At 68.1% G+C, this 25,727-nt stretch carries 17 protein-coding genes and 1 riboswitch; of the genes, 6 read left to right on the top strand and 11 right to left on the bottom strand.

Going from position 1 to position 25,727, the window contains the following annotated elements; genetic code table 11:
• Window positions 1-8: 8 nt before the first annotated feature.
• Together NC7_RS21450 and NC7_RS21445 are read right to left on the bottom strand one after the other, a co-directional pair.
• Window positions 9-1,448: an LLM class flavin-dependent oxidoreductase gene (locus NC7_RS21450; protein WP_067985933.1), complete on the bottom strand. Its 1,440-nt coding sequence runs from the start codon at window positions 1,446-1,448 to the stop codon at window positions 9-11.
• Window positions 1,445-2,674, bottom strand: a complete 1,230-nt coding sequence (locus NC7_RS21445) for an acyl-CoA dehydrogenase family protein (RefSeq protein ID WP_067986287.1) — start codon at window positions 2,672-2,674, stop codon at window positions 1,445-1,447. The genes NC7_RS21450 and NC7_RS21445 overlap by 4 nt, the downstream gene beginning before the upstream one ends.
• Window positions 2,675-2,837: 163 nt before the next feature.
• A riboswitch (glycine riboswitch) is annotated at window positions 2,838-2,937 on the top strand.
• Window positions 2,938-3,092: 155 nt separating this feature from the next.
• Between NC7_RS21445 and gcvP the strand changes: the two genes are divergently transcribed.
• Window positions 3,093-5,903, top strand: a complete 2,811-nt coding sequence (gene gcvP / locus NC7_RS21440; protein ID WP_067985931.1) for an aminomethyl-transferring glycine dehydrogenase — start codon at window positions 3,093-3,095, stop codon at window positions 5,901-5,903.
• 517 nt (window positions 5,904-6,420) lie between these two features.
• Entirely contained in the window at window positions 6,421-7,272 is an 852-nt protein-coding gene (locus NC7_RS21435) for a Vgb family protein (protein ID WP_236573614.1), read from the top strand.
• 182 nt (window positions 7,273-7,454) lie between these two features.
• On the opposite strand, the gene NC7_RS21430 is transcribed toward NC7_RS21435, so the two are convergent.
• Together NC7_RS21430 and NC7_RS21425 are read right to left on the bottom strand one after the other, a co-directional pair.
• Window positions 7,455-9,170: an ABC transporter ATP-binding protein gene (locus tag NC7_RS21430; RefSeq protein ID WP_067985929.1), complete on the bottom strand. Its 1,716-nt coding sequence runs from the start codon at window positions 9,168-9,170 to the stop codon at window positions 7,455-7,457.
• Window positions 9,167-10,939 carry an ABC transporter ATP-binding protein gene (locus NC7_RS21425; RefSeq protein WP_067985928.1) on the bottom strand — a complete coding sequence of 591 codons (1,773 nt, stop codon included), beginning with the start codon at window positions 10,937-10,939 and terminating at the stop codon, window positions 9,167-9,169. The genes NC7_RS21430 and NC7_RS21425 overlap by 4 nt, the downstream gene beginning before the upstream one ends.
• Window positions 10,940-11,061: 122 nt before the next feature.
• On the opposite strand from NC7_RS21425, the gene NC7_RS21420 reads away from it, so the two are divergent.
• On the top strand, window positions 11,062-11,643 hold the full coding sequence (locus NC7_RS21420; RefSeq protein ID WP_067985926.1) for a TetR/AcrR family transcriptional regulator: 582 nt from the start codon (window positions 11,062-11,064) through the stop codon (window positions 11,641-11,643).
• On the opposite strand, the gene NC7_RS21415 is transcribed toward NC7_RS21420, so the two are convergent.
• The 4 genes from NC7_RS21415 to NC7_RS21400 form a co-directional block, all read right to left on the bottom strand.
• Window positions 11,644-13,311: a substrate-binding domain-containing protein gene (locus NC7_RS21415; protein WP_084458672.1), complete on the bottom strand. Its 1,668-nt coding sequence runs from the start codon at window positions 13,309-13,311 to the stop codon at window positions 11,644-11,646.
• 113 nt (window positions 13,312-13,424) lie between these two features.
• Complete coding sequence (locus NC7_RS21410) at window positions 13,425-13,670, bottom strand: WhiB family transcriptional regulator (protein ID WP_067488664.1); 246 nt, start codon at window positions 13,668-13,670, stop codon at window positions 13,425-13,427.
• A complete protein-coding gene (locus NC7_RS21405; RefSeq protein WP_067986282.1) occupies window positions 13,667-14,209 on the bottom strand; it encodes an HNH endonuclease in 543 nt (180 codons plus the stop codon). Before NC7_RS21405 ends, NC7_RS21410 begins: the two co-directional genes overlap by 4 nt.
• A 243-nt stretch (window positions 14,210-14,452) precedes the next feature.
• Complete coding sequence (locus NC7_RS21400) at window positions 14,453-15,679, bottom strand: MFS transporter (RefSeq protein WP_157102126.1); 1,227 nt, start codon at window positions 15,677-15,679, stop codon at window positions 14,453-14,455.
• Between the two features lie 84 nt (window positions 15,680-15,763).
• Here NC7_RS21400 and NC7_RS21395 point away from each other — a divergent pair, with 84 nt between their 5' ends.
• Window positions 15,764-16,222 (top strand): winged helix-turn-helix transcriptional regulator, encoded by a 459-nt coding sequence (locus tag NC7_RS21395; protein WP_067985924.1) that lies wholly within the window; start codon window positions 15,764-15,766, stop codon window positions 16,220-16,222.
• A 1-nt stretch (window position 16,223) separates the two neighbouring features.
• Here the strand turns inward: NC7_RS21395 and NC7_RS21390 are convergent, their stop codons facing one another.
• Genes NC7_RS21390 through betT form a run of 3 tightly spaced genes read right to left on the bottom strand, consistent with a single transcriptional unit; the run spans window position 16,224 to window position 21,425 of the window.
• Window positions 16,224-17,777, bottom strand: a complete 1,554-nt coding sequence (locus NC7_RS21390; protein WP_067985922.1) for a GMC family oxidoreductase — start codon at window positions 17,775-17,777, stop codon at window positions 16,224-16,226.
• Complete coding sequence (locus tag NC7_RS21385; protein ID WP_067985919.1) at window positions 17,774-19,288, bottom strand: aldehyde dehydrogenase family protein; 1,515 nt, start codon at window positions 19,286-19,288, stop codon at window positions 17,774-17,776. Before NC7_RS21385 ends, NC7_RS21390 begins: the two co-directional genes overlap by 4 nt.
• 10 nt (window positions 19,289-19,298) lie before the next feature.
• Window positions 19,299-21,425: a choline BCCT transporter BetT gene (gene betT, locus NC7_RS21380; RefSeq protein WP_084458671.1), complete on the bottom strand. Its 2,127-nt coding sequence runs from the start codon at window positions 21,423-21,425 to the stop codon at window positions 19,299-19,301.
• A 265-nt stretch (window positions 21,426-21,690) separates the two neighbouring features.
• Here betT and NC7_RS21375 point away from each other — a divergent pair, with 265 nt between their 5' ends.
• A complete protein-coding gene (locus NC7_RS21375; protein ID WP_067985917.1) occupies window positions 21,691-23,868 on the top strand; it encodes a malate synthase G in 2,178 nt (725 codons plus the stop codon).
• A 796-nt stretch (window positions 23,869-24,664) separates the two neighbouring features.
• Complete coding sequence (locus NC7_RS21370; RefSeq protein WP_067985915.1) at window positions 24,665-25,600, top strand: alpha/beta hydrolase; 936 nt, start codon at window positions 24,665-24,667, stop codon at window positions 25,598-25,600.
• Window positions 25,601-25,727: the final 127 nt, after the last annotated feature.

The raw sequence follows: 25,727 nt of genomic DNA, 5'->3' as shown, positions 1-25,727 counted from the left end.
GCGCGAATTCATTCCCGCGTGCCCGCGTCGCTCACCGTTCCCGGCCGTGACACCGCGTGCGGCAGCACGGTCGAACGCGGACCGCCGACGCGGTATTCGGCACCACGATGGTGCGCGGGCAATCGATCACCGCTGCCGAATAGCGCGTTGCGCAATGTTCCCGGCTCGTAGTCGGTGCGGTACACGCCGCGCTCGGTCAGGACCGGAACAACGTGGCGCACGATGTCTTCGAACGTGCCGGGAGTGATGGCATAGGCGAGGTTGAATCCGTCGAGATCGGTTTCGGCGACCCACTCCTGCAGCAGGTCGGCCACCGTTTCCCCGGAACCGGTGAACACCGGTCCCATACCGCCGATACCCGCCCAGCGTCCGATGTCGCGCACGGTCCACTCGCGGCCGTCGTCGTCGAATTCCTGGAACGCCGCCACCGCCGACTGGATGGCGTTGCTGTGCACCTCGCCGATCGGGTCGTCGAGGTCGTAGCGCGACAGGTCGATGCCCATCCAGCCCGACATGAACACCAGGCCGCCCTCGACGCTCGTGTACGACAGGTACTCCTCGTGCTTGGCTCGGGCCGCGTCGTCAGTCTCGTCGGTGATGATGGTGGCCAGCGCGTAGATCCTGGCCCCGTACCGTCCGCGCCCGGCCGCCTCCAAAGCGTCGCGCACCCGGGAAACAGTCTGGGCCAGAACACGTTTGGACGGGCCAGCGATGAAGATCGCCTCGGCGTTCTCGGCCGCGAACCGCACACCGCGCGGTGAGGCGCCCGCCTGATAGATCACCGGCGTGCGCTGCGGCGACGGTTCCGAGACGTGGATTCCCGGCACGGTGTAGTGCTTGCCGTAGTGGCCGATGTGGTGCACCTTCGCCGGATCGGTGTAGACGCCGCGATCGGCATCGCGGACCACCGCGTCGTCCTCCCAGGAACCCTCCCAGAGCTTGTAGAGCACCTCGAGGTATTCGTCGGCCCGGTCGTAGCGTTCGTCGTGATCGAGTTGATCGTCGTCACCGAAATTTCTCGCCGCCGAAGGCAGATACCCGGTCACCACATTCCAGCCGAGGCGCCCGCGCGTCAGGTGATCGAGGGTGGACATACGGCGCGCGAACGGGAACGGGTGCTCGAACCCGGTGCCGGTGGTGATGCCGAAGCCCAGATGCTCGGTCACCGCGGCCATCGCCGACACCAGCAGCAGGGGATCGGCGACCGGGGTCTGCGCGCCCTGGCGCAGCGCGGCGGTGTCGTCTTCGCCGTACACGTCGTAGGTGCCGAGCACGTCGGCGATGAAGATGCCGTCGAACCGCCCGCGTTCCAGGAGTTTCGCCAGCTCGGTCCAGTAGTCGATATCGGTGTAGCGGTGGGACTGGTCGCGCGGGTGCCGCCACAGTCCCGGTGACTGGTGTGCCACGCAGTTCATGTCGAACGCGTTGAACCGGATAGGTCTGCTCATCGAGTCACCTGGTCGGTCACGTGCGCGCCGCGTTCGCCCGCGCTCCAGCCGAACGGCAGCTCGGTGCCGTTGAGCAGGTGGTCTCCGACCGCGCGGGCTTTGAAGATCGCCGGATTGTGCACGGCGACCGTGCGCGCGTTGCGCCAGTGCCGGTCCAGGCGCAACTGTTCGGACACGATGGACGCCCCACCGAGCTCGAACAGCTGTGTGGTGGCGGCGAGGACGATGTCGATCACCGCGAGTTGGGCTTGCGCGGCGGCCAGTTCGGCCTCGGCGAGGTCGCCGTGGTCCTCGGCCCCGGCGGCGAGGACGCGGTCGAGAATGTCGGTGACGGCCAGGACGGTTGCGCGTGCGGTGAACGCCGCCGCCGACAACCTGCCGATCACCTGCTGGACGAGGGGGTCCTCGCGCGGCAGATCAGCCGAGGCGTGCGTATAGGTGCGGGTGCGCGCGCTCACCCAGTCCCTGGCGTCGCGCTCGGCGCGAGCGGCGATCCCGGCGAGCACCGCGAGCTGCACCAATTGCAGGTAGGCGGTGCCGTAGGTGGGGCCCGCGACACCGTAGCCGGGCCCGAGGATGCGGTCGGGCGCCACCACGACGTCGGTGAACTCGGTGGTACCGCTGGCGGTGAGCCGCTGCCCGAAACCGTCCCAGTCGTCGTGCTGTGTCACCCCCTCGGCGTTCGCGTCGACCAGCACACCGACGCGTTCACCGTCGCGGTCGGCGGCGACGAGAATGTGGTCGGCGAACAGCGACCCGGTGCTGTAGTACTTCACCCCGTTCAGGAGCAGCCGGTCACCGTCCTCGGTCAGCCGGGTGCGATACCGGTCGACCGCGCCCACGCCCGGCTCGGTGATCGCGTTGCCGACCAGGGTGCCCGCGGCCACCGCCCGCAACCACCGCTCCCGGCGCGGGTTCGGCTCGGCCAGCCGCTGATCCTCCACGAACGACCAGTGCACCCGCAGCGCCTGCGGCAGATTCGATTCGGCGGCCGCCAGGTCGATGAGCAGCCGGAACAGCTGGCGCACGCTCGCACCGTAGCCGCCGAACTCTACCGGTACCCGTAGGGCGCCGAAGCGGGCTTCCTTCAGCCAGGTGACCTCGTCGAACGGCAATCGCCGGTCGACCTCCCGTGCCACCGCACCTGCGGCGATCCGGTCGAAGATCGGGGCGAAGACGGCGTCGAGCTCGGCATCTGTGATCGCGGACGCGGTGGTGGAAGTCATGTCCTCACGATCGCCCAGCGCGATGCCGGATTCACCGGTTGCGCGCAGCGGGATCGAAACGTCCGCCCATCGCGGTGGGTGCGCGACAGTGACCAGCACTACACCCCCGCCGTGCCCCTGGTGGCGCGGCCGAGGGTTTGCTGCCACTAGACTGTTGGGGCGTCGCCGTCGTGCGGGAGAGTCCTGGGATCGTAAGAATCCGGGCGCCGAAGGAGCAGCACCTCCCCGTCAATCTCTCAGGCAACAGGGACCGCGCGGTGATTCGACGCCTCTGGAAAGCGGTGGCATCCGGCTGCCCGCCCACGGGGAAAGGGACACGGCCGAGTGGTCGGGTCGCCGAATCTCTCAGGCGCACAGACAGAGGGGGAGGGCTGGTACCCGTCGGCCACGAGGCCGACCCGCCCGACCTGGAGCTGCCGTGACCCGTTCGTTCGCCGACCGCCACATCGGACCCGATTCCGACGAACTCGCCCGGATCCTCGCGACCATCGGTGTCGAGTCCGTCGACGCGCTCGCGACAACGGCGCTGCCCGCAACCATCCTCGACGAGTCCGGCCTCGCCGCGCTGCCCGCGCCCGCGTCCGAACACGAGGTGCTTGCCGAACTGTCCGGTCTGGCCACGGCCAACACCGTCGCCACCTCGATGATCGGGCTCGGCTACTACGACACGCTCACCCCGCCGGTGCTGGTGCGCAACCTGCTCGAGAACCCCGCCTGGTACACCGCCTACACCCCCTACCAGCCCGAGATCAGCCAGGGCAGGCTCGAGGCGCTGCTCAACTTCCAGACCATGGTGTCGGACCTGACCGGCATGGACGTGGCCAACGCGTCGATGCTCGACGAGGCGACCGCCGCCGCCGAGGCGATGACGTTGCTGCGCCGCGCGGGCAAGTCCAAGTCCAACCGGCTGCTGCTCGACACCGATCTGTTCCCGCAGACCAAGACCATCATCGGCACCCGCGCCGAGCCGCTCGGTATCGAACTCGTCGAGGCCGACCTGTCCACCGGGGTGCTGCCCGAGGGCGACTTCTTCGGCGTGATCGTGCAGACCCCCGGCGCGTCGGGCCGCATCGTCGACTGGACCGAGGTGTTCACCGCCGCCCACGAACGTGGCGCGCTGGTCGCCGCCGGTGCCGACCTGCTGGCGATGACGCTGGTGACCCCGCCCGGCGAGCAGGGTGCCGACGTGTGCTTCGGCACCACCCAGCGTTTCGGTGTGCCGATGGGCTTCGGCGGCCCGCACGCGGGGTACCTGGCGGTGCGCACGGCGTTCGCTCGTCAGCTGCCGGGCCGCCTGGTCGGTGTGTCGGTCGACGCCGACGGAGCCCCGGCCTACCGCCTCGCCTTGCAGACCCGTGAGCAGCACATCCGCCGCGAGAAGGCCACCTCCAACATCTGTACCGCCCAGGTGCTGCTGGCCATCGTCGCCGCCATGTACGCGAGCTACCACGGTGCCAACGGACTGCGGGCCATCGCGCGCCGGGTGCACGAGCACGCCGCCGCCGTCGCGACCGGTCTCGGCGGTGCGGTGGTGCACGGCGCGTTCTTCGACACGGTGCTCGCGCACGTGCCCGGTGGTGCGGAAGCCGTTGTCGCCAAGGCGAAGTCGAAGGGCATCAACCTGCGGCTGGTCGACGCCGACCACGTCTCGATCGCCTGCGACGAGGCGACCACCGACGCCCACGTCGCCGCCGTCGTCGAATCCTTCGGCACCGCACTGACTCCCGAGTCCGGCGCGGGCGCCGAACCGGTCGCCGTCGAGACCCGCACCTCGGACTACCTGACGCACCCGGCGTTCACCCGCCATCACACCGAGACAGCCATGCTGCGCTACCTGCGCTCGCTCTCGGACAAGGACATCGCCTTGGACCGCAGCATGATTCCGCTCGGTTCCTGCACCATGAAGCTCAACGCGACCGCCGAGATGGAGGCCATCACCTGGCCCGGTTTCGCCCGGCTGCACCCGTTCGCGCCCACCGAGGACTCGCCCGGCATCCGCAAACTCGTCGCCGATCTCAAGCAGTGGCTGTGCGAGATCACCGGTTACGACGCGGTCAGCCTGCAACCCAATGCCGGTAGCCAGGGGGAGTACGCGGGCCTGCTCGCGATCCGCCGCTACCACCTCGACCGCGGCGACGATCACCGCGACACCTGCCTGATCCCGTCGAGCGCGCACGGCACCAACGCCGCCTCGGCGGCCATGGTCGGCATGCGGGTCGAGGTGGTGAAGTGCCGCGAGAACGGCGACATCGACCTCGACGACCTGCGCGCCAAGATCGCCGACCACGCCGAGCGGCTGGCCTGCATCATGATCACCTACCCGTCCACCCACGGCGTGTACGAGCACGAGGTCGCCGAGTTGTGCGCGCTGGTACACGACGCGGGCGGTCAGGTGTACGTGGACGGTGCCAACCTGAACGCCCTTGTCGGACTTGCCCGTCCGGGCCGGTTCGGCGGCGACGTGAGCCACCTGAACCTGCACAAGACCTTCTGCATCCCGCACGGTGGCGGCGGTCCGGGCGTCGGCCCGGTGGCGGTGCGCTCGCACCTGGCGCAGTACCTGCCGGGCGACCCGCTCGAGAACGGTTCGCACGCGGTGTCGGCCGCCAACTACGGTTCGGCCTCGATCCTGCCGATCACCTGGGCCTACATCCGGATGATGGGCGCCGAGGGACTGCGCGCGGCCACCCTGACGGCCATCGCCTCGGCCAACTACATCGCCCGCCGCCTCGACGCCCACTTCCCCGTGCTCTACACCGGCGAGAACGGGATGGTCGCCCACGAGTGCATCCTGGATCTGCGCGAGATCACCAAGCAGACCGGCGTCACCGTCGACGATGTGGCAAAGCGACTGGCGGACTACGGTTTCCACGCACCGACCATGAGCTTCCCGGTGGCGGGCACGCTGATGGTGGAACCGACCGAGAGCGAGAACCTCGAGGAACTCGACGCCTTCATCGACGCCATGATCGCCATCCGCGGCGAGATCGACCAGGTCGCCGCTGGTGTCTGGCCCGTCACCGACAACCCGCTGCGCGGCGCACCGCACACCGCGGCCTGCCTCGTCGGCGAGTGGGACCACCCCTACAGTCGGGAAACCGCCGTGTACCCGCGGGGTGTGGGGCACGCCCGGCCGAAGATCTGGCCTGCGGTGCGCCGCATCGATGGCGCGTTCGGCGACCGCAACCTCGTCTGCTCCTGCCCGCCGCTCGACGCGTACCAGGACTGATCCCGCCTCATCCGGGCCCCGCCGAATACTGTTCGGCGGGGCCCGGATCGATACTCGCGGGCCTACTGCGACGGGCTCGGTGTAGGTGCTTGCGGCATACCGCGCCAGGCTCGGACTCGCTCGTGCCTGACCGCGCCACGTCCGGATTGTGCGAGGTATCCCGCGCAGGTTCGGATTCGTGCTCGTGCCTTACCGTGGCGGGCCGGGCTGGTGTTCGCGGCCTATTGCGGCGGGCTCGGATCAGTGCGAGGTTCTATCTCGCCACGCCCGGATTCGCGACGACGGCCGAGCATCATGGCGTGAGCACGAATCCGAGTGTGGCGCGGTAGATCCCACGGACGAATCCGGTGCCTGCCTCAGTACGGGCGAGCACTCTTCGGGCCCGGGACGCGGAGAGGGTTGCTTCCTGCTATCGGCTCGGCACTGCGTGGGCGCGATCTGCCCGAGATCGCGGCGATCGGTACGGTGGCGGGTGGGGCGGAGATGATGTTCCCATGACCAGGAGGGGATCGAATCGTTGAGTATCGGCGAGATAGTTCGGGAGATCGAGGTAGCCGGAGCACCGTACGGGGTGACGGTCGGACCGGACGGGGCGTTGTGGTTCACCCTGGTGACCCAGGGCGCCATCGGGCGATATGCCGAGGGGCAGATCGAGACATTCGCTCTCGACCCCGTCGGCGGACAACCGACGGTGATCGTCGCGGGGGACGACAACGCCTTGTGGTTCACCGAGTTCCACGGCGGCCGCTTGGGCCGGATCACACTCGACGGCGTGGTGAGCAGTCTGGCGATGGACGGGCCGTACGGGGTGTGTACCGGGCCGGGCGGGATGTGGTTCACCGAATTGCAGGCCGGTCGAGTCGGCCGGATCGCCTCCGACGGTGCCGTTCAGGGCGCCGCGGTCGACGGCATGCCGTCGATGATCACCGCGGACTCCGATGGCGCGGTCTGGTTCACGGTGAACCAGGGCAACGCGATCGGCCGCATCGACACCGACCTCACGGTGACACTGCACCCCCTGCCCATCCCGTCGGCGGCACCGGTCGGCATCAGTGCCGGACCGGATGGCGCGGTGTGGTTCACCGAAATCGGTGTCGGTGCGATCGGCCGGATCGACAGCGCGGGCGCGATCACCGAATACGCCCTGCCTGACCGTGATTCACGCCCACACGCGATCATCACCGGCCCCGACGGCGCGCTCTGGTTCACCGAATGGGCCAGCGGGAACCTCGGCCGGATCGACCCCGACGGCAAGATCGACCACCTCGCCCTCCCCGGCGCCGAACCCCACGGACTCACCGTGGACTCCACCGGCCACCTCTGGGTCGCCATGGAATCCGGTGCGCTGGTCGAGGTTTCACCGAGCTGACCTCGGTGGATCCGCACGGAAACGTCCCCGACCGTGAGCCTGAACAGTGCCAACGCAGGTGCGGTGCTGTGCAGTGACAAACACCCCACGCAGCGCCGACAGTTCGAACACGTCTCCGTCTTGGGCGGCCGGTTCGCCGCGGACCGGCAACCTGCCCATGTGGTGCGGGTGCCCCTCCACCATCAACGTGCCGTGATCGTAGCGTCGGTGATTGCGACGAAATCCGCGTAGCGCCCGCCCTTTTCGACGAGTCCGTGATGGTCGCCCTCTTCGACGACATGGCCCCTGTCGAGGAACAGGACGCGGTCGGCGGTGCGGACGGTGTGCAGGCGGTGGGCGACGACGATGACGGTTCGTCCGGCCATCAGGCGTTCGATGCCGCGGTGGACGGCCGCTTCGTTGGCGGGGTCGAGTGCTGAGGTGACTTCGTCCAGCAGCACGATGGGTGCGTCTTTCAGGAGCGCTCGGGCGATCGAAACCCGTTGGCGCTCACCGCCGGACAGCAGGGCACCGCCCTCGCCGACCGCGGCCGACCAGCCGCCGGGGAGGCGGCCGACCACCTCGTCGAGCCCGGCCGCGGTCGCCGCCACCCGCACCTCGGGGTCGGTGGCGTCGGGGCGACCGAGGCGGATGTTGTCCTCGATGGTGCCGTCGAACAGGTACACGTCCTGGAAGACGATGGCGACCGACGACATCAGGGTCGCGGTGTCGATGTCGCGGACGTCGACACCGCCGATGCGCACCGCGCCCGAGTCGACATCGTGGAACCGCGCCAGCAGTTGGAGCACCGTGGATTTCCCCGCACCGGAGGGCCCGACGATCGCGAACCGCTGACCTTGCGGCACCTGGAACGTCAGCCCGTCCAGCACAGTGCGGCCGTCGCGCACGAAACCGACCGCGTCGAATTCGAGATCGTGGCGAACCGGCCGCACCGGGTCGCGCGGTACGGGCAGGGGCGCGGTGCTCAGCAGTTCGTCCAGGCGGCTGAGCTGAGAGTGCGCACTGCGCAGCTTGCCGCCCAGATCGGCCAATGACAGCAACGGTTCGGCGCATCGGGCGGCGAGTACCAGGATCGCCAGCAGCTCGGCGGCGCCGATCCGGCCGCCGAGGGCCAGGTACGCGCCGAGCGCGAGCAACGCGGTGAACATGGTCTGCACGACCAGGGTGAGACCGACCATTCCCGGCAGTGCGGCGCGCACCGACCGACGAGTGGCACGTTGCAGATCGCGCAACGCGTTGTCGAGCAGGCCGAACCGTTCGGTGTTGCGCCCACCCGCGCGCAACACCGGCTGGGCCCGCAGGTATTCGATGACGCGGCCCGCTGCCTCGTGGTCGCGGGCATGCCGTTCGGCGTCGGTGGCCGCCAGCGCACGGCTCGCCCGGATCTGCACCACGGCCACGAGCGGGACGGCGATCAGCGCGGCGAGTCCGAGCCGCCAGTCGAAGAGCGCGATCACCACCACGATGGTCGCCGGTGTCAGCGTCGCGGTGATGAACGGGCTGAGCAGGTGCGCGATCACCCCCATCGCCTCGAGCACGCCTCGGCTGGCCAGCACCGACACCTCACCCACCCGGTCGGGGCCGAACCAGCCGACCGGCAGACGGGCGAGGTGGTCGCCGATGCGGTGGTAGGTGCCGCGCAACAGCGTTGTGCCCGAACGGAATCCCGACAGGTCGCTCACGTAGCGCAGCGCGGCGTAGATCCCCACGGCGCCACCGAACCCGATCAGCCACGGCCAGGCTCGTCCGGGGTCGGTACCGAACAACTCGCGCAGCACCGGGACGAGCAGCAAATACGACAATCCCTCGAGTACGGCGGTGATGCCCATCAATACCACGGTCCGGCGCACCGGGCCCGCGTACTGATGCCCGAGCACCCGTAACAGCGTGCGGATCATGACAACTCGCTTCCTTGTTCGGCCCGCCGCAACGCGGCGAACGCGCCGTCCTCGGCAAGCAACCCGCTCGGCGTGCCACGCTCGATGATCACGCCGTCCCGCAGCAGGACGACAACGTCGGCGTCGGCGATGGTTTCGTGTCGGTGGGCGATGACGAGCACCGTTCGGGCACCGCGCAGCGTCGCCATCGCCCGGCGCCACGCCCGCTCCGTCTGCGGGTCGGCGAAGGCGGTCGCCTCGTCGAGCACCAGCACCGGAGTGCCGGCCAGCAGGGCACGCGCAAGCGAAAGACGTTGTGCCTCACCGCCGGAGAGGCCCGCCTCGGCGCCGAGGACGGTGTCGTAGCCGTGGGGCAGCTCGAGGATCCGTTCGTGGATCCCGGCCAGCCGGGCGGCCTCGATCACCCGTTCGCGGTCGGCGTGGGGCTCCGCGAGCGCGATATTGTCGGCCGCCGAGGCGCGCAGCAGTCGCACATCCTGGAAGACGAACGACACCGAACGGTAGAGCCGATCGCTGCCGATGTCGCGCAGATCGGCGCCACCGAGGACGACGCTGCCGTGACTCGGGTCGAAGAATCGCAGAAGTAGTTGTGCCAGTGTCGATTTGCCGCTGCCCGATGGTCCGACCAGCGCGGTGACGGTACCCGGCTCGAGGACCAGATCGATACCGCGCAGCACCTCCCGGTCGTCGTAGCCGAAGCGCACGTCCCGTAATTCGATCCGGTGCCCGCGCGGAGCCACAGGTCGCGTGGGTTCGGGTAGTGGTCGCACGGCGAGCACCTCGTTGATCCGGCCGATCGCGTGACCGGCCGCCTGCAGATCGTCGAAACCGTGTTGCAGTGCCGCGACCGGTGCGGTCAGGCCGAGCCCGAGCAGCAGGAACGGCAGCAGATCGACGGCGGCCAGTTCCCCACGGGTGAGCAGGAAGGTGCCCCCGCTCAGGATCACCAGCAGCACGAACGGGGGCGACAAGACCAGCTGCATCCCGGCCGCCACCGGGGCGAGGCCGCGTACGAAACGCAGAAAGGTGTCGGCGAATTCGTCGGCGGCCGTGCGGAATCGGCGATGCGCGCGATCTCCGCCGCCGAAGGCCTTGACCACCGCGATGCCCTGCACGAACTCCACCACCGCGTCGGCGATACGTCCCATCGCGGCGTCGAACTCCCGCTGTTCACGTTCCCGGGCGGGCAACAGGAGCAGCGGTACGTGCAGGAGTGCGAGCAGGACCGGGGCGAGCGTGATGAGGGTGAGCCGCCAGTCGATGGTGCACAGATATGCCAGCGACACGAGCGGCACCACGAACGCCGACACCAGCTCGCCCGGTGCGTGGGCAAGCACCGGGTGTACCGCGCTCACATCGTCACCGACGACCTTGGCCAGTTCACCGGTCCGGCGCCCCGAGAACCAGCCGATCGGGACGCGCCCCAGCTGGGCGGCGAGCTGCCTTCGGAACCCCAACTGCACCTGGCCGTCGAGAACATGCCCGAGCCCCGCCGCCGCACCGGTGAACACCAGCCGCACCAGCAGACCGACCGCCCCGACCAGCACCGCGAGCCACACACGGTCGTGATCCACCGGACCGGCCGACAACAGCACCCGACCCACCTCGACCACCGCGAGCAACGGCGCCAGCCCGGCCAGCGCACCGATGACCTGCGCGATCATCACTACGGCGAAGCCGGGGACGTAGGGGCGGACCGATGTCGCAAGGGTCGGCGGCGGGGCAGGCGTCACCGGCTCCGCCTGGGGACCTTCGATTGTTATCGTCATCGCACACTCGATTCAGAAAGTCACTGTCTCTAGACAGCGACTGTACGAGCGTTGTTACAGACAGTCAATGTCTGAATGAAAGTGGCAGTCACCAGACAGTGACTTCCTGATAACCTGGCCACATGGCTGGACTACGCGAACGCTGGCGGCTCAACGCCATGCACACCGTTCAGGAACGCGCCCTCGACCTGTTCGACGCGAAGGGCTTCGCCGCGGTCACCATCGAGGAGGTCGCCGCCGCGGCCGAGGTCTCACCCTCGACGGTCTACCGGCTCTTCGGCACCAAGGAGGGCATCATCGTCGCCGACGAGTTCGACAACCTCAGCGACGAACAGCTCGCGAAGGTCGTCGACCCGCACGATCCGATAGGCAGTCTCATCCGGTCCGTCCGCGAGTACGACACGGGCGCGAACGAATCGGGCACCGAACCGGGCCCGTGGCGGCGCAGCCTGCGCTATCACTTCACCGAACCCTCGGTTCGGCGCGCGGCCTATGCCTCGGCCGACCGCACCAGCCAGCGGCTGTCACCGCTGCTCGCCTCGACCGGCCGCTTCACCGAGGCGCAGGCCAAGGTGGCGACCAACGCGCTCATCTTCGGCTACCTCGCCGCGCTCGAGCAGTGGTTCCTCGACGGCGGCGACCGGCCCGTAGCCGCCTATGTGGACGAGGCGCTCGACCCTTTACGAGCCGTCTGGGGCGGCTGACTACGGGGTGGTCAGCGCCTTGACCACGGCCGTTCCGAAGCCGATATCGTTGCTGGTCGGCATCCGGGTGTAGGTGCCGCCCGTCTGTGCGGACAAGTCCTGCAAGGTCTGGGTGCCTTCGCCGCCGACCACGATGATGTCCACCCGCACCGGCTTGCCCGGCTGGTTGGCCGCCGCGATCTGGGCGAGCAGGTCGGCGCCGGTCAGCGAGGAATCGTCGTCCGGTCCGTCGGTGATGAGCAGGATCGAATTGGTGCGGCCGGGGGAGTGGTTCGCCACCGCCGCGCGGTAGGCCGCGAGCAGACTCGGATACGCCTGGTCGGTACTCGCCGTGCTCGCCTTCAGTGAGGTGACCGCCGATCCCACGGCATTGCGCTGGGTGTCGGTGAGCAGGCCGGTCGGCACGTTCACCTGGTAGGGGTCGGTTCCGTCGAGGTTCTTGCCGAACGTCCACAGACCGAGCCCGAAATCGGGCGGCATCACCTGCAGGGTCGAGGCGAGCGCGGCGCCCGACGTGGCGAGGCGCGTCATCGAGCCGTCGGTGGCTCCCATGGACGACGAGACATCGAGCAGCACAGTGGCATTCACGCCGAGCACAGGGTTGTCGATGGTGGTGCGCACCTTCTCGAGTGCCGCCTTGCCCGGATCGGCGGGTGCCGAGCCGATGGCCGGGCCGAAACCGTCGGCGGCGAGGGCGGCCGCCTGCTCGGGGGCGCGCAGGAAGTCGATGAAGCGCGAGGCGATGAGGTTCTGGATCGTATCGACCCACGGACCGGACAGCACGGCCGCCGGGTAATCCGCCAGCGGCGCGGTGCCCGCCGGACGGAACGCGGTGAGCCCGCCGGTCCCCAGTTGCTGGGCGGTAGCGGCCACGGCGTGGATGTCGTTCGCGGCCGGATCCGCGCTGATCGCGGCCATCGCGGTGGTCAGGTCGGCGGGCTTCTCGGCAGCGGCGGCCAGACCGGAAATGGCGGCGACCACCTGTCCGGACGCGGCGGCCTGCTCGGTGAGCGGGTCGGTGCCCGACACCGCGGAACCGATCGCGGCAGCGGCCGCGGTGGTCGCGTCACCGGGTGGCAGCGCCATCCGCAGCCCGCCCCAGCCGGTCAGCCCGATCTCGTCGAGCGAGCCCTGCTGCAATCGGGGCAGGTCGGCCCAGGTGATCTGGTGCTGTTCGAGTGCCTGTCGCAACTGATCAGGCACCGCGAGCACGATGGGACTCGTCGCGATGGAGGCCGGGGTGCCCTCGATCAGCCCGGGCACCCGGACCAGCTCGATCGACCGGCTCGAATCGGCGATCCACAGTCCGGGCTTGGGGCCGAGCGCGGGATCCCAGGTGCTGGTATCGGCCAGCGCGCCGCCCAGTGCCGCCGACGGGCGGGCCGTCACCTCGACGCGCGCGCAGTGGTCACGCACGCGCGGCTTGGTCGCGTTGAACCGTTCCGCGGCCGCGCGCACCGGACCGGCGACGGCCGGGTCGACGGTGACATCGAGCGCGGCGGGCCCCTCCACGCATTCCGCGGCGGCGGCCACATCGGATTCGGCGGCGCGATCACGCAGCTGGAACCAGGCGAACACGGCTACGAGCACGAGCACGAGCACCGCTGCCGCGATAACCGGACCTTTGCTGATACTTCGAGATCTGGTCCCGCTGCGATGTGTACCCACGCGGCAAGTTTAAGGACTCACGGTCCGGGCGGCGCACCGCGCATCCCTCGTCGCATCGCCGCAGCTCACGGCCGGGGGCCGGGCGTCGTGGTCGACGCCCGGCCCCCGGTGGGTCATTCGCGGATCACGCGGCCGCGATCGTATTCACGGCCACCCCACACCCCGGACTGACCGGTGCGCGCCGCGTACTCGGTGCACCCCGCGAGCAACGGGCAACCGGCGCAGATGCGACGGGCGTAGTCGAAGTCCTGCGACGGGTAGGGAAACCACGCCTCGTGGTTGGGGTCGCCCCGGCAGGCGGCGCGATGCCACCGACCGGAGTCGGACAGGGTGAGCAGGTCGGTCAATGCGGTGGTCACGGCGCGTACTCCTTCCAGATCCGGCGCTGTGTGCGGGCGAGCGGGTCGGGGGCCTTGGGCTCCCACAGCAGGCGCATCCCCGCCTCTTCCGGGGTGCGGTCGGCCTTTGCCGTATTGCAGGGGGCGCAACAGGCGACGAGATTGCCCCAGGTGTTGGGACCACCTCGGCTGCGCGGGCGAATGTGGTCGACGGTGGCCGCCCAGTTCGCGCAGTAGCCGCAGCGGTGCTTGTCACGTCGCAGCACCCCGGCCAGGGTGGCGCGGCTGTCTTCGCCGACCGGCCGCACATGCGCCAGGTAGACGTAGCGCAGCAACCGGATCGTCTCCGGCAACGCCACCTCGAGGTGCTGCGAACGAATCGGGAAGCGTGGCATCCGGTCGATGACGGATTCGGCGGCGCCGCTGAGCAGCAGTGTCACCGCGCGATCGGCGGTGATCTCGTCGAGCGCCTCGTAGCTGGCGTTGAGCACCAGCACGCGGCTGTGTATCCAGTTGTCGGCAGCGGGCGCCGTCGGCACGACGGCATGACGAATCATCATCGGAATCACCATGTTTCGAAGAAGCGAGCGGAAGGGAGAGGTGGGGTGCGCTCAGTGCGCGATGGGGAGACGACCGGCTTCGCGCGTCTCGGTGGTGCTCTGATATCCGAACTTCGAATCATGCTGTCGTACAGCTGGTTTCACGGTCGTCTCCTCCTCTCTACGTGCTCTGCCGGTCTCGCCTGACGCGATACACCGTCGTGAGAATCATGGTGACACACCGTGTCCGGAATGTCGGCTCATTTATTTTCGGTCGGCGACAGCGCATCCCACCGGCGCCGAGAGTGATTCCGGCGGAGCTGTGACGCCGACGCGTGCGAGTTGGGCCACCGCCCACGCAGCGAACCCGGCCAGGGCGTAGAGCGCGCCGAACAGGCAGGACGCCCACCAACCCCACATGGCGTATGCCCAGGTCGTGGTGACCGCGCCGAGCGCGGAGCCCAGTGAGTAGAAGGCCATGTAGGCGCCGATGACGCTGCCCGCGCGGTCGGGATGTGCGGTGGTCAGCACATGCTGACTGCTCACGTGCACAGCCTGGACAGCGAAATCGAGCAGTACGGCGCCGACGACGAGCAGTGCCGCTGTCCCGGTTCGCGCGATGAACAACCAGGACACGGCGAGCACCAGCAGGGCCGAGCCGGTGACCCGCTGCGCGTGACCGGCATCGGCCCACCGCCCGGCCCGGCCCGCGCCGAGAGCGCCCGCGAGACCGAACAGCCCGAACAGTCCGATCTCGGTCGTGCCCAACGACCAGGGGTGTGCAGCGAGGGGGAGCGCGAGGCCGCTCCACAGCGATCCGAAGGACGCGAAGACGAAGAAGGTGATCGAGCCCCGGCTCAGAAACAGCCGGTCCGTGGTAACCAGCCGTCCCGTGGACCGCAGCACCTGGGTGTACCGATCATCGCGGGTTCTGATGTCCGGGCTCAAAAACTTCCGGGTGAGGGCGGCGAGCATCGCGCAGAGCACCGCGAGCGCCGTATAGGCCGCCCGCCAGCCGAGCGTGTCACCCAGCAGACCGGCGACGACACGGACCCCGAGGATGCCCATCACCACGCCGGAGGTGACAGCGCCGATATTGCGGCCCCGTTCACCGGGCGCGGAAACGGCGGCGACATATGCCACGGTCACCTGGACGACAACCGCGAACACCCCGGCGACCGCGAGCCCGCCGACCGCGACGACACCGGTGGGCGCGAGGGCGGTGATCGCGGCCCCGACCGAGGTGAGCGTGAGCATGCCTCCGATGAGCCGACGGCGGTCCATCAGGTCGCCGAGCGGGACCAGCAGAATCAGCCCGGCGAAGTACCCGATCTGCCCGGCGGCGATCAAGACACCCGACGACTGCGGCGACAGCCCCAATTCCGCCCCCGCCACGGCGAGAACCGGCTGGATCGCATAGATCGTGGAGACCGCCGCGGCGCACACCACCGCCAGGGTTACCCGTTGTGCTCGCGTCAGTCGTGTACCCACCGGACCTCCAAAGAGTAGCAAAATGAAACCAAATCAAAGGTAAGCAATAATGGTTTCGAATTGCAACCAATCAGGAGGTGGCTCATGGCTCCGATGACCCGTGACGACCGCGAATGGACCGATGCCACCTGCCCGGTCGCGCGAACTGTCGACCTGGTGGGTGATCGGTGGAGTCTGCTCATCGTGCGCGACGCCATGGACGGACCGGCGTCGTTCACCGAGCTGCGGCAGCGGCTCGGGATCGCGCGCAACATCCTCGCCGACCGCCTCCGCCGACTCGTCGACGACGGCATCCTGGGCACCAGCGCGACCGCCAGCGGCAAACGGTACGTCTACGAGTTGACGCCCGCTGGACTGGACCTGTTCACCGTCGTCGTCGCGCTGCGGCAGTGGGGGGAGAGTCACGCCTTCGCTGACGACGAGCCCCGCTCGACACTCGTGGACCGCGACGGTCGGCCACTCGCCGAACTACGCCCGCGCGATCGGGCAGGCGCGGTCGTCACCGCCGCGACCACCGAAGTGCGGCGAGTGGACTCGGAGTGAACTACTTTCGGCTGGCGGCCACCAGTTCAGCGCACCGCTCGCCGACCAACATGACGGTGATGTTCGGATTCACCGTGGTGTGTTCCGGGAACACCGAGGCGTCGGCCACGCGCAGGCCCGCGACACCCTTCACCCGCAGTTCGGGGTCGAGCGGGCTCATCGGGTCGTCGAGTACGCCCATCCGCACAGTTCCGACCGGGTGGTAGACGGTGTTGTGGGTGCGGCGGATGTAGTCGGCCAGTTCGGCATCGGTCCGTACTTGTGGTCCCGGGTATAGTTCCCGCTCGACCCACTCCGAAAGCGCTGCGGCGGAGGCGATTTCGCGGGCCTTCCGCAACCCCGCGATCATCACCCGCATGTCGTGTCCCTCGGCGTCGGTGAAGTAGCGCGGGTCCACGCGCGGCTTGTCGCGGAAGTCGCGCGACCGCAACCGCACGGTGCCGCGCGAACGAGCGTGGGTGACGTTGGGCGTGAGGCAGAAGGTGTTCTCGGCCGTCGGATACCCCTGGCGCAGGGTATGCATGTCGAAGGGAACGCTACCGTAGTGCATCATCAGATCGGGCCGGTCGAGGCCGTCCACGGTGGTGGTGAAGATGCCCGCCTCCCACCACTGCGTCGAGGTGCGCACCATCGGCTGCTTGGTCTCGAAGCCGATCACCCCCTCGGGATGATCCTGCAGGTGCGCCCCGACGCCGGGTGAGTCGGCGAGCACCTCGATCCCGTTCTCGCGCAGGTGATCTGCCGGTCCGATCCCCGACAGCATGAGCAGCTTCGGTGAGTCGATCGCCCCGGCCGAGACGATCACCTCGCGCTCGGCGGTGACCCGGCTGGACCGGCCGAAAGCGTTGTCGGTGTACTCCACACCGACCGCGCGCCCGTCCTCGATGAGAATCCGCTTGGCCCACGCACCCGTCCGGATGGTGAGATTCGGCCGGTCCAGAATCGGGTGCAGATAGCTCACCGACGACGAGGAACGGGTGCCGTCGGTGCGGCTGTTGATCTGGAAGAAGTTGGCGCCGTTGACAACCGTGCGATCGGCATTGAACTCCGCACGCGGAATCCCGACCTCCGCGCAGGCGTCGAGCACCGCCACACCGCAGGGGTCCTTCGGTGGCACCGTCATGATGTGCACCGGCCCGCTGCGACCGTGGTGCTCGCCGGGGGCATCGTTTGTTTCGATGCGGCTGTAGAGCCGGTACACCGAGTCCGCGCCCCAACCGGTCGCGCCGTGTTCGCGTTCCCAGCTGTCGAGGTCCTCGCGTGGTGCCCAGAACGCGATGCAGCTGTTGTGCGACGAGCAGCCGCCGAGCACCTTGGCCCTGGCGTGGCGCATGAACGAATTGCCGTTCTCCTGCGGCTCGATCGGGTAGTCCCAGTCGTAGCCGGATTCCAGCAGTTCCATCCAGCGGTCCAGGCGAAGGATCGCCGGATCGTCGACATCGGACGGGCCCGCCTCGAGCAGACACACCGTCACCGACGGGTCTTCCGACAAGCGTGCGGCCAGCGCCGCACCCGCCGAACCGGCGCCGACGATCACATAGTCGTAGGAATTCACCGCTGGTCCTCCCGCAGCTCGAACCAGCCGGTGATCCCCGGCCGGAGGTTCTCGTACACGTGCTTGGCCTCGCGATATTCGTGCAGCCCGGACGGCCCGAGTTCGCGGCCGACACCGGAGCGACCGAAACCACCCCACTCGGCCTGCGGCAGATACGGACCGAAGTCGTTCACCCACACCGTGCCCGCGCGCACCCGGGCCGCCACCCGCCGCGCCCGCGCGGAATCGCTGGACCACACCGCGCCCGCCAAGCCGTATTCGGTGTCGTTGGCGATGGCGATCGCCTCTTCCTCGGTGGTGAAGGTCTCCACCGTGACCGTCGGCCCGAAGGCCTCGTCGTGCACGCACGCCATCGTGCGATTCGCCCGATCGATGACGGTCGGCAGATAGAACCAGCCGTTGTCGAGCGTGCCCGACCCCTGGTCGCCGACGGCGAAGGTGCCGCCGGTGCGGATATCGGCACCGTCCGCGCGGGCCTGCTCCACATAGGCCGCCACCTTGTCGCGGTGCGCGGAGGAGATCAGCGGGCCGGTCTCGGTGCCGTCGGCGAACGGCAGGCCGAGGCGGATCTGCCGGGTGCGTCGGACCAACTCGTCGACGAACCGGTCGTGGGCCGACTCCTCGATCACCAGCCGCGCGCCCGCCGAACACACCTGACCGGAGTGCAGGAAGGCCGCGTTGAGGGCGTTGTCGACGCAGACAGCGAGGCGCTCGTCGGTGTCGCAGGCGTCGGCGAAGACGATGTTCGGATTCTTGCCGCCCAGCTCGAGAGCCACCTTCTTCACCGTCGCCGCCGCCTCGCGGGCGATCACGCGACCCGTGGACAGCCCGCCGGTGAACGACACGAGGTCGACGTCGGGATGCGATGACAGCGGCGCACCCGCCGTCGGCCCGGCGCCGAGAACGAGATTGGCCACGCCCGGCGGAACCCCGAGATCGTCGAGGACGGTCATCAGCAGGATCGCGGTGTGCGGGGTGAGTTCGGCGGGTTTGAGGACGAAGGTGTTGCCAGCGGCCAGCGCCGGAGCCACCTTCCACGCGGCCTGCAACAGCGGATAGTTCCACGGTGTGATGAGCCCGCACACCCCGACCGGCTCGTAGACGATGCGCGCATCGATGTCGGCGTTGCCCGCGTCGACCACCCGGCCCGCGTCCTCGGCGGCGAGCTTGCCGAAGTACCGGAAGCAGTTCTCGATATCGGTCATGTCGATCTCGGACTCGTAGGGCCGCTTGCCCGTGTCGAGGGTCTCGGCGCCGACGAACTGTTCGCGTCTGCGCTCGATCGCGTCGGCGATGTCGAGCAGCAGATCACCGCGTTCCCCGGCGGTGGTGGTGCGCCACGGTCCGGTGTCGAAGGCACGCCGGGCGGCGGTGATGGCGGTCCCGGTGTCCTCCGGTCCTGCCTCGGCGACGGTGCCGACCACGGAATTGTCCGCCGGACAGCGGATTTCACGGGTGAGGCCCGACGCCGCCGCGCGCCAGGTGCCATCGATGTAGAGGGTCTGGCTCATGGTTGTCCCTTCACGATTCGTCGGTGTCGACGGATTCGGGTTCGTGGTGATCAGTGGCCGAGCGGCGCAGGTACAGATAGCCGAGATGACGTTCGTACTGGTCGAGGATGTCGCCGATCACCTGTTCGCGGCTGTACCCGTTGAGCGCGTAGCCCTGCGAGCCCTCCGCCAGGTACACCTCGCAGCGGAAGTACCGGTCACCCGAGCGCTGGGCCAGCACCGCGTACGACGGCGCGGGCGCCGAAACCGGCCACACCCCGTATTCGAAACCGGTCTCGGTGCCCTGGTCGACGATCAACCTCGGATACGGCAGTCCCTCGTGGGTGCCCGACTCGTCGACGTGCGCGGTGAGTCCCATCCTGGCCAGCTCCTCGGAGACCTCACGCATGGCCGGGACCACGGTGTTGTTCAGGAACTTCCGGGTCGAGGCCGGGCCGGGGTAGTGGACGGTGGCGAGCAGTCTGCGCCGCCAGCTACCGTGCTCGCTCGGTCCGCGTCCCGCGGCGATGGCGTTGGGCAACGCGGCGCGGTAGCTGTCGATCTTGAACGACTCGTTGCGCACCGCGCGCAGCATGGCGATCCCGATCAGCGCCAGCACGAACGAGAACGGCAGACCCATGATGATCGTCGCGTTCTGCAACGTCGTGATGGATCCGCCCGCTCCCGCGAACAGCATCGACAGGGTGAGCAGCCCGATCGCGGCCGACCAGAAGATGCGCGTGCTCCGCGCGCAGTCCGCCATCGGATCGGGCAGCTTCGAGGTGAAATTGCCCATCACGAGCGAGCCGGAATCGGCGCTGGTCACGTAGAACAGCAGCCCGGTGACGGTGGCGATACCGAGCAGGAAGGTGGCGCCGGGGTACTGCTCGAGCAGGGAGTAGAAGCCCAGTTCGGCACGGGCCGCGGTCTGTTCGGCGAACTGCTCGTCGGTGCGCGCCACCTGCAACGCGCTGTTGCCGAACACCGAGATCCACAGCAGGGTGAAGCTGAACGGCACGACCAGCACACCGAAGATGAACTGGCGCAGGGTGCGTCCGCGCGAGATGCGCGCGAGGAACAGCCCGACGAACGGCGCCCACGCCACCCACCAGGCCCAGAAGAACAGCGTCCAGCTGTCGAGCCACGTCGAGGGCTGATTGGGCGTCTCCGGATTGCGTTCCCACGCGAAGGTGTTCAGGGTGCGGTCCAGAAACGTCGACAGGTAGTCGCCCGCGTTCTGGGTGAGCCCGTTGAGCAGGAACGACGTGCGACCGGCCACCAGGATGTAGATCAACAGGGCGATCGCCATGATGACGTTGAGTTCGGACAACCGCCGGATGCCCTTGTCCACGCCGGTGGTCGCGGAGATGGTGGTGATCGCCACCGACAGGGCGATCAACCCGATCTGGGCGGCCTTGCCCTGTGGCACGCCGAACAGTTCGTGCAGGCCGTAGTTGAGCTGGACGATGCCGATGCCCAGCGAAGTGGCGATACCGAAGATGGTGCCGAGCACCGCCGCCACGTCGATGGCTTCGCCCCAGCGCCCGTGCACCCGCTTGCCGAAGATCGGGTAGAGGGCGGCGCGGATGGTCAGTGGCAGGTTGTGCCGGAACGCGAAGTACGCCAGCGCACCGCCCATCAGCGCGTACATCGCCCATCCGGTGATGCCGTAGTGGAAGATCGTCCAGGTCACCGCTTCGCGGGCGGTGTGGTCGGTCCGGGCTGGCCCCTCCGGCGGGTGCAGGTAGTTGTAGACCGGTTCGGCGACGGAGAAGAACATCAGGTCGATGCCGATGCCCGCCGCGAACAGCATCGACGTCCAGGAGAACAGGCTGTACTCCGGTCGCGACTCTTCCGGCCCGAGCCGGTACCGGCCGTACCGGCCCGCGCCGAGGAACACGACCAGTCCGAGGATCACGGTGGCCAGCACGAAGTACCACCAGCCGAACCAGGTGGAGATGAAGGTCTTCACCTCGCCGACGACACTCTCCGCGCTCGTCGGCGAGGCCAGGGCCCAGACCGCGAAGGCGAGCACGAGCCCGGCGGCGGTGAGGAACACGGGCTTGTTCACCGAGCGCTTGTCGGCCACCGGGTGGATCGGCCGTTGTGTCGCCCCGCCGGGCGTGCTGTCGTCGCCGGGATTGCTGGGGGCACCCATGCGACGAAGGTTAGTGCGTCCACCTCGCCATTTTGTGGACCTCCGGTGGTTGCTGTACCCGTGTTCGGCCCGGCACGACGCCAGTGGGCGGGAACCTACAATCGAGAGGTGGTTCGCCACGCCCAGCCGTCGGCCCCCGACGATTCGGCGTGGCGGAATGCGTGACGTCCGCCGGGCGTTCCACCCACACGCGATGTCACCTGTACCCACGGGTAACATGACATCGACTTTTTCCAGCCGGTTTTCAACCGAAGTGAGGCAGTAGATGACAGAGCGGATTCAGGTCGGCGGGCTCGGAGTGGCGAGCGTTCTCCACGATTTCATCGAGAACGAGGCGCTTCCCGGTACCGGCGTAGATTCCGCCGCGTTCTGGGCAGGCGCCGAACAGGTCATCAACGACCTTGCCCCGCGCAACCGTGCCCTGCTGGCCGAACGCGACGAGATCCAGGGCAAGCTCGACGCCTGGCACCAGGAGAGCCCCGGCGCGAACTACGACAAGGGCGCCTACAAGCAGTTCCTCACCGAGATCGGGTACCTGCGGCCCGAGCCCGCGCCGTTCCAGATCGGCACCGGCAACGTCGACGCCGAGATCGCCACCACCGCGGGCCCGCAGCTCGTGGTGCCGGTGATGAACGCGCGGTTCGCGATCAACGCCGCCAACGCGCGCTGGGGTTCGCTCTACGACGCGCTCTACGGCACCGACGCCATCTCCGAGGCCAACGGCGCCGAGAAGGGCACCGGCTACAACCGCGTGCGCGGCGACAAGGTCATCGAGTGGGGCCGCAACTTCCTCGACGACGCCGTCACCCTGATCACCGGTTCGCACATCGGCTCGTCGTACTACAAGATCGTCGACGGCGAGCTCGAGGTCGGCCTGGAAGACGGCACCGACATCGGCCTGGCCGATCCTTCGCAGCTGGTCGGCTACCTCGGTGACCCCGAGGCCCCCACCTCGGTGCTGCTCAAGCACAACGGTCTGCACATCGAGATTCAGATCGATCCCTCCTCGCCCATCGGTTCCACCGACACCGCAGGCGTCAAAGACATCGTGCTCGAGTCCGCGCTCACCACGATCATGGACTTCGAGGACTCGGTCGCCGCGGTCGACGCCGAGGACAAGGTCGTCTGTTACCGCAACTGGCTCGGCCTGATGAAGGGCGACCTGGCCGAAGAGGTCACCAAGGGCGGCAAGACCTTCACCCGCACCATGAACCCCGACCGCGTCTTCACCGCGCTCGACGGTTCCGAACTGGTGCTGCACGGCCGCTCGCTGCTGTTCGTCCGCAACGTCGGCCACCTGATGACTTCCGACGCGATCCTCGACGCCGAGGGCAACGAGGTCCCCGAGGGCATCATGGACGGGCTGATCACCTCGCTGATCGCCGTCCATTCGCTCAACGGCGACACCCAGCGCCTCAACTCGCGCACCGGCTCGGTCTACATCGTGAAGCCGAAGATGCACGGCCCCGACGAGGCCGCATTCACCAACGAGCTGTTCGGCCGGATCGAGGACGTCCTCGGCCTGACCCGCAACACCCTCAAGGTCGGCATCATGGACGAGGAGCGCCGCACCACGGTCAACCTCGCCGCCTCGATCGAGGCCGCCAAGGACCGCGTGGTGTTCATCAACACCGGCTTCCTGGACCGCACCGGCGACGAGATCCACACCTCCATGGAGGCCGGGCCGATGGTCCGCAAGGCCGAGATGAAGACCCAGACCTGGATCACCTCCTACGAGGACTGGAACGTCGACACCGGCCTGGCCAAGGGCCTGCCCGGCAAGGCTCAGATCGGCAAGGGCATGTGGGCCATGCCCGACCTGATGGCGGGCATGCTCGAGCAGAAGATCGGCCACCCCAAGGCAGGCGCCAACACCGCGTGGGTGCCCTCGCCGACCGCCGCCACCCTGCACGCCACCCACTACCACCAGGTGGACGTGTTCAAGCGGCAGTCCGAGATCGCCAAGGGCGGCCCGCGCGCCACCGTCGACCAGATCCTCGAGATCCCGCTGGCTCAGTCCACCGACTGGTCCGACGAGGAGAAGCGTCAGGAGCTGGACAACAACTCCCAGGGCATCCTGGGCTACGTGGTCCGCTGGATCGATCACGGTGTCGGTTGCTCCAAGGTGCCCGACATCAACGACATCGGCCTGATGGAAGACCGTGCCACCCTGCGCATCTCGAGCCAGCTGGTCGCCAACTGGCTGCGCCACGGCATCGTCACCGAGGCCGACGTGATCGCCAGCCTCGAGCGCATGGCCCCCGTCGTCGACCGGCAGAACGCGGGCGACAAGTCCTACCGCCCGATGGCGCCGAACTTCGACGACTCCATTGCGTTCCAGGCCGCCAAGGAACTGGTCCTGGAAGGCACCAAGCAGCCCAACGGCTACACCGAGCCGATCCTGCACCGTCGCCGTCGTGAGTTCAAGGCTGCGCAGAAGTAGTGATGGCGAGTGATTGAAAAGTAGCTCGTAGCAGCACTTTTCGTTCGAGGCCCCGCATCGGAGACATCCGATGCGGGCCTCCGTCGTCACCGGAGATCACCGCGGATACCGGCGTGTCTCGCTCAAAACGGTCACAAAAACGGTCACAGACGGAACGCGCTGACACGATCCACTTGGGTGGTCTAGCAGCGGGTTCGAATCTCAACTGCGGGCCCACCTTACGGTGATCCACTGGTCGCGTCGCAGTTCGGTGTTTCCGCAGGACCGCTTCAGCCCCGACTCTCAGCTGCGCACATGTAGGCGCTTGTGTTCAGGTCACCCGGCCATCGGCGTGTCGGAATATCGACACGCGGGGGAGATTCAATACCTAGCGATCAGGCGGCTAACTAGATGGCTGCCGCAGCCGTGTTCTCGCTCAATTGCTGCGCAGGCTGCTTGCCAGCCATGGTTTCGGTTCGATTTCGTGTGGGGTCGGCAGAATAGTTAGAAGTGGAGATATGCGTATCTAACTATAAATCGCACCGACTTAACCGATCTCAGCCCGGCCTTTCGACAGAAGCGCGCGTCATGAAGTGGCGGTCAGCGACGCGGTGCCGCTCATCAGTTCAGTCCTATCACCGGTTCGATCGAAGGCGAAGCGGGCGGGTAGCTGTGCCCCCATGCTCCGGTCGGCGACATCGGGTCAGAGTGGGAAGGATTCTTCCTAGGCACTGTTCTGCCCTTCTATCACCGTTGAGGCGGCCGTAGCTTGTAGTTATAGCCAGTGAGTAGCTAGCGAATGGGAGAAGGAAAGGTCATGGCAGACAACATCAAGACAGTGGCGGTCAAGGGCTGGGCCTGGGACATCGCGACCGATATCTACTTCCCGCCGGGTTTCGACGAGTCGAAGGTGTATCCCACCATCGTCTCCGCCCATCCCACCGGCAGCTGCAAGGCGCAGACCTCGGGCAACATCTACGGCAAGGCGCTGGCCGAGGCCGGCTTCGTGGTGGCGGCGTTCGACGCCAGTTTCCAGGGTGACAGTGGTGGCGATCCGCGCTCGGTCGAGGATCCCGGTTTCCGGACCAGCGACTTCAGCTTCGTGATCGACCATCTCGTGACCCTGCCGTACGTCGACGCGGACAACATCGGTGTGCTGGCGATCTGCGGTGGCGCGGGTTACGCCGTGGCTGCCACCAAGATCGACCGCCGGATCAAGGCGCTGGGCACCGTGGTCGGCAGCAACGTCGGTCGGCTGATGCGTGAGGGGTTCTCGGAGTACAACCCGATGGGCATGCTCGAGGCCATCGCCGCGCAGCGCACCGCGGAGGCACGCGGTGCGGCCCAGGTGATCAACGATCTGCTGCCGCCGTCGGTCGACGCGGCCAAGCAGGCGGGCGTCAATGATATCGATGTGCTCGAAGCCACCGACTACTACAAGACTGATCGTGGTCAGGCCCCCGGTGGCAAGACCAGCTTCAACTTCGGCCGCCAGGCCGCCCTCGCCGACTGGGATGCTTATGACCGCGTCGAGGTCTTCCTGACCCAGCCGCTGTGTGTCGTCATCGGCGACAAGCCCGGCGCCTTCGCGTCGCAGCGGTTGAGCATGGAGCTCTACGGTCGTGCCGCGTCGAAGGAGAAGCAGCTCGTCGTGGTGGAGGGTGCCTCGCACTACGACCTTTACGACCAGCCCGGCCCCACCGGCGAAGCGCTGGAGAGCCTGGTGCCGTTCTTCCACAAGAACCTCGGCTGATCCAGCTCGACACGGAGCCGGGGCCACCGGACACCGGTGGCCCCGGCTTCGTTCGTGTCTTATCGTCGACTGGGACTTCCCTCGACCTCGATGGAAGTTGCGACACCCTCGATAGTGCTCCGCTGGG

This window comes from Nocardia caishijiensis NBRC 108228 (assembly GCF_001612825.1).
In the GTDB taxonomy this organism is placed as follows: Bacteria; Actinomycetota; Actinomycetes; order Mycobacteriales; family Mycobacteriaceae; genus Nocardia; species Nocardia caishijiensis.
The sequence above is the reverse complement of the archived record's forward strand: the minus strand, read 5'-3'. Positions and strand labels throughout refer to the sequence as shown.

Bases quoted from the DNA above. Each gene is read 5' to 3' on its own strand.
- NC7_RS21450 (WP_067985933.1), bottom strand. From the start codon at position 1,448: ATGAGCAGACCTATCCGGTTCAACGCGTTCGACATGAACTGCGTGGCA.
- NC7_RS21445 (WP_067986287.1), bottom strand. From the start codon at position 2,674: ATGACTTCCACCACCGCGTCCGCGATCACAGATGCCGAGCTCGACGCC.
- NC7_RS21430 (WP_067985929.1), bottom strand. From the start codon at position 9,170: ATGATCCGCACGCTGTTACGGGTGCTCGGGCATCAGTACGCGGGCCCG.
- NC7_RS21425 (WP_067985928.1), bottom strand. From the start codon at position 10,939: ATGACGATAACAATCGAAGGTCCCCAGGCGGAGCCGGTGACGCCTGCC.
- NC7_RS21420 (WP_067985926.1), top strand. From the start codon at position 11,062: ATGGCTGGACTACGCGAACGCTGGCGGCTCAACGCCATGCACACCGTT.
- NC7_RS21405 (WP_067986282.1), bottom strand. From the start codon at position 14,209: ATGATGATTCGTCATGCCGTCGTGCCGACGGCGCCCGCTGCCGACAAC.
- NC7_RS21395 (WP_067985924.1), top strand. From the start codon at position 15,764: ATGGCTCCGATGACCCGTGACGACCGCGAATGGACCGATGCCACCTGC.
- NC7_RS21385 (WP_067985919.1), bottom strand. From the start codon at position 19,288: ATGAGCCAGACCCTCTACATCGATGGCACCTGGCGCGCGGCGGCGTCG.
- betT (WP_084458671.1), bottom strand. From the start codon at position 21,425: ATGGGTGCCCCCAGCAATCCCGGCGACGACAGCACGCCCGGCGGGGCG.
- NC7_RS21375 (WP_067985917.1), top strand. From the start codon at position 21,691: ATGACAGAGCGGATTCAGGTCGGCGGGCTCGGAGTGGCGAGCGTTCTC.
- NC7_RS21370 (WP_067985915.1), top strand. From the start codon at position 24,665: ATGGCAGACAACATCAAGACAGTGGCGGTCAAGGGCTGGGCCTGGGAC.